This is a genomic window from Henriciella sp. AS95 (assembly GCF_038900055.1).
In the GTDB taxonomy this organism is placed as follows: domain Bacteria; phylum Pseudomonadota; class Alphaproteobacteria; order Caulobacterales; family Hyphomonadaceae; genus Henriciella.
The window spans coordinates 1,639,655-1,652,034 of sequence record NZ_JBBMQM010000001.1 but is presented as its reverse complement, the minus strand read 5'-3'; the positions used below and the strand labels follow the sequence as shown (position 1 = coordinate 1,652,034).

The 12,380-nt window shown below is 57.7% G+C and carries 14 protein-coding genes; 12 read left to right on the top strand and 2 right to left on the bottom strand.

The features are described 5' to 3' along the window. The first annotated feature begins 12 nt into the window (after positions 1-12). The 6 genes from WNY37_RS08200 to WNY37_RS08175 all read left to right on the top strand — a co-directional run bounded on the left by WNY37_RS08200 (position 13) and on the right by WNY37_RS08175 (position 4,981). Positions 13-624 carry a glutathione S-transferase family protein gene (locus tag WNY37_RS08200; protein WP_342972978.1) on the top strand — a complete coding sequence of 204 codons (612 nt, stop codon included), beginning with the start codon at positions 13-15 and terminating at the stop codon, positions 622-624. Beyond that, entirely contained in the window at positions 617-2,278 is a 1,662-nt protein-coding gene (locus WNY37_RS08195) for a nitrite/sulfite reductase (RefSeq protein ID WP_342972977.1), read from the top strand. The genes WNY37_RS08200 and WNY37_RS08195 overlap by 8 nt, the downstream gene beginning before the upstream one ends. Further along, positions 2,265-2,756, top strand: coding sequence for a DUF934 domain-containing protein (locus WNY37_RS08190; protein WP_342972976.1), 492 nt, complete (start codon positions 2,265-2,267; stop codon positions 2,754-2,756). Before WNY37_RS08195 ends, WNY37_RS08190 begins: the two co-directional genes overlap by 14 nt. Positions 2,757-2,765: 9 nt before the next feature. Next, positions 2,766-3,509, top strand: a complete 744-nt coding sequence (locus WNY37_RS08185; protein WP_342972975.1) for a phosphoadenylyl-sulfate reductase — start codon at positions 2,766-2,768, stop codon at positions 3,507-3,509. Positions 3,510-3,595: 86 nt separating this feature from the next. Next, positions 3,596-4,264 carry a GPP34 family phosphoprotein gene (locus tag WNY37_RS08180; protein ID WP_342972974.1) on the top strand — a complete coding sequence of 223 codons (669 nt, stop codon included), beginning with the start codon at positions 3,596-3,598 and terminating at the stop codon, positions 4,262-4,264. Between the two features lie 84 nt (positions 4,265-4,348). Then, positions 4,349-4,981, top strand: coding sequence for a murein L,D-transpeptidase catalytic domain family protein (locus WNY37_RS08175; protein WP_342972973.1), 633 nt, complete (start codon positions 4,349-4,351; stop codon positions 4,979-4,981). Positions 4,982-5,005: 24 nt separating this feature from the next. On the opposite strand, the gene panC is transcribed toward WNY37_RS08175, so the two are convergent. Continuing rightward, on the bottom strand, positions 5,006-5,869 hold the full coding sequence (gene panC, locus WNY37_RS08170; RefSeq protein ID WP_342972972.1) for a pantoate--beta-alanine ligase: 864 nt from the start codon (positions 5,867-5,869) through the stop codon (positions 5,006-5,008). Between the two features lie 82 nt (positions 5,870-5,951). Here panC and WNY37_RS08165 point away from each other — a divergent pair, with 82 nt between their 5' ends. After that, entirely contained in the window at positions 5,952-6,401 is a 450-nt protein-coding gene (locus tag WNY37_RS08165) for a hypothetical protein (RefSeq protein WP_342972971.1), read from the top strand. A gap of 44 nt (positions 6,402-6,445) precedes the next feature. After that, a complete protein-coding gene (locus WNY37_RS08160) occupies positions 6,446-7,339 on the top strand; it encodes a division plane positioning ATPase MipZ (RefSeq protein WP_342972970.1) in 894 nt (297 codons plus the stop codon). A 99-nt stretch (positions 7,340-7,438) separates the two neighbouring features. On the opposite strand, the gene WNY37_RS08155 is transcribed toward WNY37_RS08160, so the two are convergent. Beyond that, entirely contained in the window at positions 7,439-8,434 is a 996-nt protein-coding gene (locus tag WNY37_RS08155) for a D-alanyl-D-alanine carboxypeptidase family protein (RefSeq protein ID WP_342972969.1), read from the bottom strand. A 205-nt stretch (positions 8,435-8,639) separates the two neighbouring features. Between WNY37_RS08155 and WNY37_RS08150 the strand changes: the two genes are divergently transcribed. The 4 genes from WNY37_RS08150 (at position 8,640) to clpA (ending at position 12,366) form a co-directional block, all read left to right on the top strand. Continuing rightward, the gene (locus WNY37_RS08150; protein WP_342972968.1) at positions 8,640-9,065 is read left to right on the top strand and encodes a phasin family protein; all 426 of its coding nucleotides are present in this window, start codon (positions 8,640-8,642) and stop codon (positions 9,063-9,065) included. A gap of 126 nt (positions 9,066-9,191) precedes the next feature. Then, the gene (locus WNY37_RS08145) at positions 9,192-9,602 is read left to right on the top strand and encodes a DUF1499 domain-containing protein (RefSeq protein WP_342972967.1); all 411 of its coding nucleotides are present in this window, start codon (positions 9,192-9,194) and stop codon (positions 9,600-9,602) included. A gap of 59 nt (positions 9,603-9,661) precedes the next feature. Continuing rightward, positions 9,662-10,033 (top strand): ATP-dependent Clp protease adapter ClpS, encoded by a 372-nt coding sequence (gene clpS, locus WNY37_RS08140; RefSeq protein ID WP_342972966.1) that lies wholly within the window; start codon positions 9,662-9,664, stop codon positions 10,031-10,033. 5 nt (positions 10,034-10,038) lie between these two features. Continuing rightward, positions 10,039-12,366, top strand: coding sequence for an ATP-dependent Clp protease ATP-binding subunit ClpA (clpA, locus tag WNY37_RS08135; protein ID WP_342972965.1), 2,328 nt, complete (start codon positions 10,039-10,041; stop codon positions 12,364-12,366). Positions 12,367-12,380 lie beyond the last annotated feature (14 nt).

Here is a 12,380-nt window from a genome sequence, read left to right as displayed (position 1 = left end):
AAGAGCAGCACGATGATCCGCATTTATGGCGACAGCATATCGGGCAATTGCCTCAAGGTGAAATGGGTCGCAGAACGCCTCGGCATCGAGCACGAATGGGTCGAGGTCGACATCACGAAGGGCGAGACGCGAACAGACGCGTTTCTCGCCATCAACCCGTTCGGCCAGGTGCCCGTCGTTGAATTTCCGAACGGCAAGACGCTGGCTCAGTCGAATGCGATCATCTCCTTTCTGGCCGATGGCAGCGAGCTTATCCCGGAAGACAAGTTCGAACGCGCCAAGGTGCTCGAATGGCAGTTCTGGGAGCAATATTCCCACGAAACGGCGATTGCCGTTCGCCGCTTCCAGAAGCTCTATGAGAAGAAACCCGAAGCGGAGATCGATCCGCACCTGATGGCCAAGGGCCGCCGCGCGCTGGGCCGGATGGAACTTGCCCTGCTCGGCAATGACTGGATTGCCGGCGGTGACGCCATGACGCTCGCTGACATATCCCTTCTCGCTTACACCCGTCTTGCCCATGAAGGCGGGTTCGACGTGTCCGAATTTCCGGCGGTCCAGGCCTGGATTGCGCGCTGCGAGCGCGAGCTTGGCCTGCCCCATCTCCACGAGGTTACCGATGTATAGATATGACGAGTTCGACGCGCAGATCGTCCGCGATCGCGTTGAACAATTCAGAGGTCAGGTGGCGCGCCGCCTATCCGGCGAAATCAAGGAAGACGAGTTCAAGCCGCTACGGCTGCAGAATGGCGTCTACCTTCAGCTGCATGCCTACATGCTGCGGATCGCCATTCCGTACGGCCAGCTGAACCCGACGCAGATGCGCAAGCTGGCAAAGATCGCGCGCGATTATGATCGCGGCTATGGCCACTTCACGACGCGGCAGAACATCCAGTTCAACTGGGTCGCGCTGAAGGACATTCCGGACGTCCTGGCCGAGCTGGCCGACGTCGAGATGCACGCCATCCAGACCAGCGGCAACTGTATCCGCAATACGACAAGCGACCACTTCGCCGGCGCGGCCAAAGACGAGGTGATGGACCCTCGCCCATGGTGCGAGATCATCCGGCAATGGTCGACCTTCCATCCGGAATTCGCCTTCCTGCCGCGCAAGTTCAAGATCGCCGTGACGGCCGCCGAACATGACCGAGCGGCAATCCGTGTGCACGATATCGGCCTGCACATGCGCGAGCGTGACGGCCAGGTCGGATTTGAAGTGCATGTTGGCGGGGGTCAGGGACGCACGCCGCATATTGCCGCGAAAATCGCTGACTTCGTGCCGGAGCATCAATTGCTCGATTATCTTGAGGCAATCATGCGGGTCTACAACCGCTTTGGCCGCCGGGATAACAAGTACAAGGCGCGCATCAAGATCCTCGTTTCCGAGACCGGCGAAGAAGAGTTCACCAAGCTCGTCGAGGACGAATTTGCCGCGCAACGCGACGCGGAGAAGATCACGCTGCCGCAGGCAGAGATCGACCGTATCCATTCCTATTTTGCCCCACCAGAGCTGCCTGAACGCCCGGACGCCGCGCAGAAACTTCATGATGCGATGACGCAGGACGATACCGGCCTTGCCCGCTGGGTGCGGATCAACACCCATCCGCACAAGGTGAACGGATATACCTCGATCACGATCAGCCTGAAGCCGAACGGCGTTGCGACAGGTGATGCGACCGACGCGCAGATGATGGTGGTTGCCGACCTTGCCGAAAAATACGGTCATGATGATGTGCGCGTGACGCACACGCAGAACCTCATCCTGCCGCACATTGCGCTGGATGACCTTCCCGCGATCCATGCCGAGCTGAAGGCAGCCGGTCTGGCGACACCGAACGAAGGGCTGATCTCGGACATGATCGTCTGCCCGGGCCTCGACTATTGCAATCTCGCCAATGCCCGCTCCATCCCGGTGGGTATGGCCATTCAGGACGCCTTCACAGATCCTGACGACCAGGAAGACATCGGCAAGTTCCACATCAACATTTCCGGCTGCATCAATGCCTGCGGGCACCACCATGTCGGCCATGTCGGCATTCTGGGTGTCGACCGGAAAGGTGAGGAATATTACCAGATCACGCTCGGTGGCCGCGCCGATGAGAAAGCCCGGATTGGCGATATCGCCGGCCCCGGCCTGAAGGCGGACGAAGTGCCCGATGCGCTGAAGCGTATTGTCGAGCGCTACCGCCAGCTCAGAACCAGCAAGGATGAACCCTTCATCGAGACCTTCGAACGCGAAGGCATGGAGCCGTTCAAGGAAGTTATTTATGCCGCTGATTAAGAATGGCCGCGAGGTCGACGATATCTGGGCCTTCGTTCCGGACGAAGCCCCCTTGTCGCCCGGTGGCTGCATCACCGTTTCTCTGGCGCGCTTTCGCAGCGAGACAGAGCTCCTTCTTGCGCGCAATACCGATATCGGCGTGCGCCTCGAGCCAGCAGACGACCCGCATGAACTGGCCGAATTCGTCGACCGGGTGGCTCTGATCGAGGTCAGCTTCCCTAAATATACCGACGGCCGGGGATACTCGCAGGCACAGCTTTTGCGTGGCCGGTTCGGCTATACAGGAGAGCTTCGCGCGGTCGGCCAAGTGTTAAGAGATCAGATTCTCTATATGAACCGTTCAGGGTTCGATGCTTTTGAGACCGAGAGAGCCGAACTACCTTCTGTTGTAGAGGCGCTGAAGGAATTTTCAGCGTTCTATCAACCGGCAGCGAATGGAAGCGTGTCAGTCTTCTCTCGCCGCCACCAGAAGGATTAGGGGCGTTTCATGCCTTATGCGGATCAAAAAATTCGGGCAGCCCAGCCTGTCGACGAGCGTCTTGCCCGTCTGAACGGCGAACTGCGCGATGCATCCGCAACCACGATCCTGCGGGCGTCATTCGTTCGCGAATGGCAAGACAAGATCACTTATGTATCGAGCTTTGGCGCTGAGAGCGCCGTAATGCTCGCGCTGCTCGCCGATGTTGACCCGGACTTTCCGATCATCTTCCTGGAAACTGGGATGCACTTCCCGCAGACGCTGGACTACAAGGCGGAGCTGACGGAGCGTCTCGGCCTGACCAATGTTCGCGACATTCCGCCGAATGAAACTGAGCGCAAGGTCCTCGACCCGAAGAACACGCTCTGGAAATCAGATCCGGACGCCTGCTGCGCCCTGCGCAAAGTCCGTCCACTCGAGCCGGCGCTTGAAGGTTTTGATGCCTGGATCACCGGCCGTAAGCGCTTTCACGGCGGCGCACGCCTCAGCCTGCCTGTCTTCGAGTTTGCGCAAGGCCGCTACAAGGTGAACCCGCTCGCAAGCTGGACGCAGGATGATGTGAACAGCTTCCTCAAGCGTCGCAACCTGCCGAAGCACCCGCTGATCGATCAGGGCTATCCATCCATTGGTTGCTGGCCCTGCACGAAGCCGGCTGCAGACCCGGGCGATGTCCGTTCCGGCCGCTGGGCTGGACAGGCCAAGACCGAGTGCGGCCTGCATGTCGACAAGACCGAGCGTCCACGCGTTTTCTAGCGGCGTCTCGCCCTCCATATTGAAAAACGATATACACTTCTCATATCATGCCTTCGACGAATGATGTTGAAGATGAGGAGACCGAGATGTCGTTGACGATCCCTGAAAGCCTGTTCCTGCTGTCTCGGAAGAATGATGACGGCGAGAAACAGGGGCATATGGTCGAGTATGCGATCGCTGGCGGCGCGCTTGCAGACCTTATGTTCCGGGGCCGGATAGCGCCTGATCCCGACAAGCCCAAAAAGCTCGTGATTGAAGACGCGTCCCCCGTCGACGACGCTTTTCTGAACCATTGCCTTGAGACGATCGTGAAGAAAGGCCCCGGCAAGTCGATTAGCGATTATGTGTGGAAGCTCGGAAACTCGTCTGACCTGATGCGCATGCAGGCCGAGTCTCTGGTGCGCCAGGGTATCCTCCATGAAGACAAGAAAAGCTTCCTGATGTTCAGCTGGAAAAACTATCCTGAAGCGAACGGCCAGCCTGAGGCAGACATGATTTCCCGCCTCTCCAAAGCAATCGCCGGGAAGATCGACCTCTCGCAGGAAGATTGCGTGACGATCGCACTGGCGGACAAGACGTTCCTTCTGCGCAAGAATTTCGACAAGGATCTCATCAAGCAGAACAAGGATCGCATCAAGGCGATTTCGAAAGGCGCGATCGGCCCGACAAAAGCCGCCATGCAGGCGATAGATATCGTGTTCACAGCGATTATCGCCGCGACGGTCACCAGCACTGGCGCCGCCTCCTCAGGCTAGCGCCGCGCCAGAAATTGCAGTTTCTGTTGATCTTGTAATGGAACCTGTCTTTTTCTCGTCAGATTTTTCTGCGAGTCTGGAACCATGCAAAACATTCTACGTTATTCCCTGGTTTCATTTCTCATCGCGCTCCTCCCGGCCAATTTCGCTTCGGCGAAAACGGCTGATCAGGCTATGGGCACCGACCTCTGGGGCGAGGCGCTCGCTGCCAAGGCCGCTCATCAGGACCGCGTGAAGAATGACGATATGATGATCGTCATCGATTACAGCAAGCACTCAAGCGAGCCGCGCTTTTTCCTGATCGATATGAAGACAATGCAGGCTGAGGCCTTTCTGGTCTCGCACGGCCGCAACTCCGACAAGAACCATGACGGCATCGCCGATGCGTTCTCGAATATCAGCGGATCGAAGATGACATCGCTCGGCACGTATGTGACCGCTGAAACCTATTACGGAAAGCACGGCCTGTCCCTGCGCCTGGACGGTCTCGACCGTGAGAATTCCAGGGCCCGTGAGCGCGCCATCGTCATCCATGGCGCCGACTATGTCACGCCGACGCGCGCCAAGATGGGTCGCAGCTGGGGATGTCCTGCCCTTGAGCGGGACGTCGCTGAACGCCTCATCCCCGCCATCGCTGATGGTGTGCTCATCTATGTGCGCGGCAATGTGCCGAACCAGCAATATGCCAGCGCCGGGAAGGCCAAAGGCTCACGTTAAGGCGGACACGCCTGGCTCTCTCTCCTACAGGCCAATATTGTCGATCAGACGCGTTGATCCCATCCAGGCTGCCGCGAGAAGCCGGCAGCCCTGGTCTTTTTCAAGCGGCCCATCCGGCAGATCCTGCAGTGTCGCCGGATCCACCGCGCTAACATAATCCAGCTTTGAAAACCCGGCGCCGAGAATTGAGCCGCGCGCTTCGCGAACCGCTTCGTGGACCGGAACACCGATTCGAATTCGGGCCGCTGCGCGGTGAAGCGCGGCAAAGATCTCATTTGCACGCTGTCGCTCTTCTTCGCTGAGATAGGCATTGCGCGAGGACTGGGCCAACCCGTCGGGATCGCGCCAGGTCTTGCCACCGATAACCTCGATAGCAAATCCCAGGTCACGAACCATGCGCTTGATGATCTGCAGCTGCTGGTAGTCCTTCTCACCGAAGACGGCGACGTCCGGCTGGACGTGTATGAAGAGACGCGCGACCACCGTGGCGACGCCATAGAAGAAGTGCGGACGGTAGATGCCGTCGAGCAGGTCGGACATTTCCTCGACCCGGACATTCGTCAGAGACCCTTCGGGATACATCTCTTCAACGCTTGGGCAGTAGACGAGATTACAGCCCGCCGCACTGAGGCGCGCGACATCGCCCTCCTCGTTTCGCGGATACCGGTCGAGATCCTCACCTGGGGCGAACTGGGTGGGGTTCACGAAAATGCTCGCGACGACGCACTCACATTTATCCCCAGCTTTTTCGACGAGCGAAATGTGCCCATCATGCAGGGCGCCCATTGTCGGTACGAACCCGATTTTCTTGCCTTTTTGCCGTTCTGCCGCCACCGCTTCGCGCAGTTCAGTGCGCGTTCGGACGATCCTGGCTGCCTGATTGTTCACTTGGAGAAGCCTCCGAATTCTGATTTCGTAAACGACCTGTTAACCATTTCGCTTGAATTGTTCACTTATGAGAAAGCCCATCATGCCTCGACTGAAAGCCATGCTGGCGGTTGCCAGCCTCACCTCTTTCACCCGCCGGGCTGGTAAGCCCAAAGCAGATCTCGCGTTTGAGCCTATCCGGCGTCCACTCGATGATTGCAAGGGCGATGTGCAAGATGACTGGTTGTTCGATGCAGATCATGAGCGCTCCGCTCACAGCGATGCGCTGAATGCCCTCTCGGCATCAATGGGCCGTCTGCGCGAGACACTGTCTCGCATCTCGATTGATTCCCCGATTTTTGTTGAAGCCGAGCCGGCGATGAGCCTCGGCACGATGAGCTTCGACAATGATCTGTTTGATGGTGAGCCGATGATGGTCAGCGCTCATTCTTCAAGCCAATTTGATGATCTGCTCTTTGACGAACAGGATGTGGCGTCCATTTCCTTTGCCGCTGAAACGGACACTCAGGGCCTGTTCCGTCAGGCAGCCTGATAAACCGGTATCCGTGACGCACGGCGAATGTGGAGTGACCCCGAATGCCAGCAGATGGATTCAGAACTGTAGACACACCTGAGAGTCCGCTGACTTTGCGGCAGTCGTCTGGCGGCGAGTGCCGTGTCATCGTTGTAGGCAATGAAAAGGGTGGCGCAGGCAAGTCGACTGTCTCAATGCACCTGGCCGTTGCCTTGATGCGCATGGAACAGCGCGTCGGCATTATCGACCTTGATGTGCGCCAACGCACCCTGACCCGTTATCTCGAGAACCGGCTACGCTGGATGCAGTCGACGGGCTCAAAGCTGCCCATGCCGGAAATTATCCGCGTTGATGCAAGCACCGAGCGCGACCTCGACACCGCTGAAAAAGAAGAAACCGATCGGCTGATGGGCGCCATTGAGCGCCTGAAACAGGTGAGTGACTATATCATCATCGACGCGCCCGGCGGCGATACATTCCTGTCGCGACTCGCGCATACCAGCGCGGACACGCTGATTACGCCGCTCAATGACAGCTTTGTGGACTTTGACCTTCTGGGCGATGTGAACCCGCAGACGCTGGAAGTGATCCGGCCGAGCTTCTATTCCGAGATGGTCTGGAACTGCCGCAAGAAGAAAGCGCAAGCCTCGCGCAAACCGATCGACTGGATTGTGATGCGCAACCGGGTCTCCCCGCTTGAAGCACGCAACAAGCAGAAGGTCGGTGAGGCGCTAAGCAATCTCTCCAAACGGATTGGCTTCCGCCTCGCGCCAGGCCTGTCCGAGCGCGTGATCTATCGCGAGCTCTTCCCGGCTGGTCTGACGCTGCTGGATCTCACCGAACGCGGCTCCAACGTCGCCTTCACGATGAGCCATGTCGCGGCGCGCCAGGAGCTGCGCGACCTGCTCATCCTGCTCCAGTTGCCAAACCTGGCGGGTGCAGAAATCGCCTTCTAAGACATTTTGCTCGTCCAGTTTGGATGAGACCAAAACGAAGGGCGCTCCAGTTTGGAGCGCCCTTCTTTGTTTATCGTCAGTGTCTTTTGTCGGCTGAGCCTATTCGGCCAGTGCCGGGACCAGCTCTTCGAAGGTGCCGCTTTCGTCACCTTCGCCGCGAGGATTATTCGCGTTGTAGACCTGGCCGTTCAGCATCGGCAGGGCTGCGCCATCCGGATCAATTGGCGACTGAAGCGCGCTGAACGCGTAGCTGGCTTTCAGCTCGTCCGCCTCATTGTTCTCATCAAAGCTGTTATAGGCCGCTTCAATCAGATCGGTTACGTGCGCATCGCGCGACTTGGCGGTCGAGCCACCAAACATGACAGCGATGACGCGGCGATCGGACCGCTTGGCTGACGCCATGAGGTTGAAGCCAGACGCGCGCGTATAACCGGTCTTGATACCATCCACACCGGCAACCGATGCGAGCAGGTTATTGTGGTTCTTGTAGGTCCGGCCACCCCAGGAAAAACTGGCACGTGAGAAATAGTGGTAATAGTCGGCGTGATCTTCCAGCAGGCGTTCGGCCAGGATTGCCATGTCGCGCGCCGTGGACAGCTGGCGCGTATCCGGCAGGCCCGATGCGTTGCGGAACGTCGTATTGTTCATCCCGAGAGATTTGGCTTTCGCGGTCATCAGCGTTGCGAATCGCGATTCGGTCCCGCCGAGGCGTTCGCCCACAACCGCAGCCACATCATTGGCCGACTTGGTCACGAGAGCCTCGATGGCGTCCTTCACGCTGATTGTAGAACCAGCCTTCAGGCGCAAGGCCGATGGCGGCTGGCTTGCAGCGTGTCTTGAAACATAAAGGCGTTCATTGAGCGTGACTTCGCCGGACTTCAGCGAGTCGAAGAGCATATAGAGGGTCATGGCCTTGGTCAGGGAGGCCGGGTAACGCGGTTCATCTGCATGACGCGCGTGCAGCACTTCGTTCGTGTCTGCGTCGACGACGATCGATGCATATTTCTCGGCAATCGCCGCAGGAGCCAATGCAATAAGCATGACTGCCGCACCCAATGCTGCCCGGATATTCTTCCCGCCAGCGAAAATAGCCATGTACGTCCCTCCGTTATAAACGTTACGAACCCCGGGCCCTCCAGGGACTGGAGCATAGAGTGGCTTATATCTATTATCCACCCGTTAAGAGCATTTCCATGCAGGAACCATTCCGGCCTTAAAAAGTTAATATTGTGCACTGCACAAAAATATGTTGCATCCGCGAAGAGAATGCGCTATATACTGGGTATCGAAGGAGTTCATTATGGCTAAAACCGAAACCAATATGTTTGGAGCTTTTGCTCCGGAAAACTTTGTCAAAGCCTTTCCGTTTGCAACGTCATTCGGCGACATAGGCAAAGACGCAATGACCGCAAGCTCAGAGAGCGCCAAAGCCTCTGTGAAGAGCATGCAGGACGCAAGCGCCGCTGTCATGCGTCAGGCTCAGGACCGCATGAGCATGACGGTCGAAACTGGCAAGACGCTCGCTGGCGCGAAAACCGTCGAAGAAGCAATGTCGATCCAGTCTGACTTTGTGAAAACCGCTTTCAAGGCACACATGGATGGCCTCAGCGAGCTTGCTGGCATCTGCTCAAGCGCGATGAAAGATTGCATGGAGCCGTTTGCTGGCTACACCAAAGACATGATCGCAGAGACCAAGAAAGCTGCCACGAAAGCGAAAGCTTCCTAAGCGCTTCCCGTTTCTGAACGAATTTACAGGGGCCGACTGTTTAATCAGTCGGCCCTTTTTGCATTGGGCATTCATATCCGTCGACAAGTCTGCAATGGTGAAAGCGAACGCAATCGTGAGACCGCCATGCCAACCGATATCAGAACGATCAAACGCCCCTCTTCACCGAACACCTATCTGATGGCGCCTGATGGCTATTGCGAGAATGCCGAGCCAGATGCCGGCAGTCCGCTTTTCGACGTCAGCGCAGAAGTCCTGTTTGGCGCCGTGCTTGAGCATATCGAAGAGCAGTCGAATTGGACGATTGCAGAAACAGATCGCAATCACTGTCATGTCGACCTTGTCGCTGCCACGAAACTTCTCAAATTCAAGGATGATGTGACCATAGACACACTCGTTGCTGAAAATATGCCGGGGAAATCCCGAATGGCCATCTATTCCAGGTCGCGAGTCGGTTATCATGATCTCGGAGCCAACAAAAAACGCGTCAACAAACTGGTGCAGGCAATTGAAGACAAACTGGGAAATTCGGCTTGAACAGTAACTGCCCATCCGTCAGGCTTAAAATTGCCCTACCGCGACCATATCTTTGGACCATGACTGCTAGAGACTTCAAACCAAGACTATCCGACCCGGAAGACCCGAAAGGGCCGTCCAAGACGGATGACGACAAGGGAACAGGTCTCGCAACCGAAACGCGGGTCAAGACAAAGAAGCCGTCGATGTACCGCGTGCTGCTTCTGAATGACGACTACACGCCGATGGAATTTGTGGTCTTCATCCTCGAGCAGTTCTTCAACAAGAGCCGCGAGCAGGCCACCCGCATCATGCTTCATGTGCACCAGAAAGGTGTCGGTGTCTGTGGAGTGTACACTTTCGAAGTCGCTGAGACGAAAGTGGCTCAGGTCATGGACTTGGCGCGACGTAACGAACATCCTCTGCAATGCACGATGGAAAAAGAGGATTAGGACATATGCCTTCGCTGACCGATAGCCTCGAAAACGCACTCGAAAAGGCCCTGAACCTGGCCGGCGAGCGCTCACACGAGTACTCCACTCTCGAACACTTGCTGCTCGCGCTGACTGAAGACACGGACGCGGTTGAAGTGATGACGGCCTGCAAGGTCGATATCAAACAGCTGCGCGAAGCGCTCACCCAATATATCGACGAAGAACTCTCCAGCCTGATTACCGAAAATCCGGGCGCAAGCGTTCAGCCAACCGCCGCTTTCCAGCGCGTGGTTCAGCGCGCCATCCTGCATGTCGAAAGCTCGGGCCGTGATGAAGTGTCCGGCGCGAATGTCCTGATATCGATTTTCTCCGAACGCGAGAGCCACGCCGCCTACTTCCTGCAGGAGCAGGACATGACGCGCTATGACGCCGTGAATTTCGTGTCTCACGGTCTTGCGAAATCACCGGGCATGTCGCGCAGTTCAACCCCGCGCGGCGCGGAAGAAACTGAACAGCAATCCAAGCCAGGTCCGGCCAAGGAAGCGCTTGAAGCCTACTGCGTGAACCTCAATGAGAAGGCCATGCAGGGCAAGATCGACCCGCTGATCGGCCGCGATTTCGAGATCGAACGCTGCATCGAAGTGCTCTGCCGCCGCTCGAAGAACAATCCGATCCTCGTGGGTGACCCGGGCGTTGGCAAAACGGCGATCGCCGAAGGCCTCGCCAAGAAGATTGTCGATGGCGAAGTTCCGGAGATCCTGGAAGAGGCCGTTATCTGGGCGCTCGACATGGGCGCGCTGCTGGCCGGCACCCGCTATCGCGGTGACTTCGAAGAACGCCTCAAAGCCGTCATGAAGGAAATCGCCGAGCAGGAAAAAGGCATCCTGTTCATCGACGAGATCCACACGGTGATCGGCGCTGGCGCGACCTCTGGCGGCGCCATGGACGCATCCAATCTGCTGAAGCCTGCGCTCCAGAGCGGCGAAGTTCGCTGCATGGGTTCAACAACCTTCAAGGAGTACAAGCAGCACTTCGAGAAGGACCGCGCCCTCGCCCGCCGCTTCCGCAAGATCGATGTGGTCGAGCCGACTGTACCCGACGCCGTCAAAATCCTCACCGGCCTCAAGCCGACCTTCGAGGAATTCCACGGCATTCGCTACACCAATGAAGCGATCAAGACGGCTGTCGAATTGTCGGCGCGCTACATCACGGATCGCAAACTTCCGGACAAGGCGATCGACGTGATCGACGAAGCCGGCGCGACCCAGTGGCTGCTGCCCGCCAGCAAAAGGCGCAAGCAGATCGGTGTTCGCGAGATCGAAGCGATCGTTGCCAAAATCGCGCGCATTCCGCCGAAACAGGTCACGAAGGACGACGCGACCGCGCTCAAGAATCTCGAGCCGGATCTCAAGCGCGTTGTCTATGGCCAGGACGAAGCCATCGAAGCGCTCGCGTCGTCGATCAAGCTCGCCCGCGCTGGCCTGCGTGAACCGAACAAGCCGATCGGCTCTTATCTGTTCACCGGCCCGACGGGCGTCGGCAAGACCGAAGTTGCCCGTCAGCTCTCGTCCATCATGGGTGTCGAGCTCCTGCGCTTCGACATGTCGGAATATATGGAGCGGCACACCGTTTCCCGTCTGATCGGCGCCCCTCCGGGCTATGTTGGTTTTGACCAGGGCGGCCTGCTTACCGATGGCGTGATGCAGCATCCACACTGCGTGCTCCTGCTCGACGAGATCGAGAAGGCGCACCAGGACCTGTTCAACATCCTGCTTCAGGTGATGGACAATGGGTCGCTGACAGATGCGAACGGCCGCAAGGTCGACTTCCGCAATGTGATCCTGATCATGACGACCAATGCCGGTGCAGCAGATGCGGCGAAGAACTCGATCGGCTTCGGCCGCGGCAAGAAGGCCGACGAGCAGGAAGATGCTCTGAAGCGCCTCTTCACGCCGGAGTTCCGCAACCGTCTCGACGCAACGATCACCTTCGGTGGGCTGACGCAACAGATCATCGAGCGTGTGGTCGAGAAGTTCGTTCTGCAGCTGGAAGTTCAGCTGGCTGACCGCAACGTCACCATCGAACTGTCTGATGATGCACGCGACTGGCTCGCCAAACGCGGCTTCGACGAAGAGTTCGGCGCCCGGCCGCTGTCGCGCGCCATTCAGGAGCACGTCAAGAAACCGATGGCGGAAGAGCTTCTCTTCGGCAAGCTTGCCAAGGGCGGCGCCGTCAAGATCTCGGTGGACAAGAAGGACAAGGAAAAGCTGGCCTTCGAGTACATTGAGGACAAAGGCAAAAAGCAGAAGCCGAAGAAGAAGACCAAGGATAATCCGGAACAGGTCGACTGATCTGACGGCTTCAA

Bases quoted from the DNA above. Each gene is read 5' to 3' on its own strand.
- WNY37_RS08200 (WP_342972978.1), top strand. From the start codon at position 13: ATGATCCGCATTTATGGCGACAGCATATCGGGCAATTGCCTCAAGGTG.
- WNY37_RS08195 (WP_342972977.1), top strand. From the start codon at position 617: ATGTATAGATATGACGAGTTCGACGCGCAGATCGTCCGCGATCGCGTT.
- WNY37_RS08190 (WP_342972976.1), top strand. From the start codon at position 2,265: ATGCCGCTGATTAAGAATGGCCGCGAGGTCGACGATATCTGGGCCTTC.
- WNY37_RS08185 (WP_342972975.1), top strand. From the start codon at position 2,766: ATGCCTTATGCGGATCAAAAAATTCGGGCAGCCCAGCCTGTCGACGAG.
- WNY37_RS08180 (WP_342972974.1), top strand. From the start codon at position 3,596: ATGTCGTTGACGATCCCTGAAAGCCTGTTCCTGCTGTCTCGGAAGAAT.
- WNY37_RS08175 (WP_342972973.1), top strand. From the start codon at position 4,349: ATGCAAAACATTCTACGTTATTCCCTGGTTTCATTTCTCATCGCGCTC.
- WNY37_RS08165 (WP_342972971.1), top strand. From the start codon at position 5,952: ATGCCTCGACTGAAAGCCATGCTGGCGGTTGCCAGCCTCACCTCTTTC.
- WNY37_RS08160 (WP_342972970.1), top strand. From the start codon at position 6,446: ATGCCAGCAGATGGATTCAGAACTGTAGACACACCTGAGAGTCCGCTG.
- WNY37_RS08155 (WP_342972969.1), bottom strand. From the start codon at position 8,434: ATGGCTATTTTCGCTGGCGGGAAGAATATCCGGGCAGCATTGGGTGCG.
- WNY37_RS08150 (WP_342972968.1), top strand. From the start codon at position 8,640: ATGGCTAAAACCGAAACCAATATGTTTGGAGCTTTTGCTCCGGAAAAC.
- WNY37_RS08145 (WP_342972967.1), top strand. From the start codon at position 9,192: ATGCCAACCGATATCAGAACGATCAAACGCCCCTCTTCACCGAACACC.
- clpS (WP_342972966.1), top strand. From the start codon at position 9,662: ATGACTGCTAGAGACTTCAAACCAAGACTATCCGACCCGGAAGACCCG.
- clpA (WP_342972965.1), top strand. From the start codon at position 10,039: ATGCCTTCGCTGACCGATAGCCTCGAAAACGCACTCGAAAAGGCCCTG.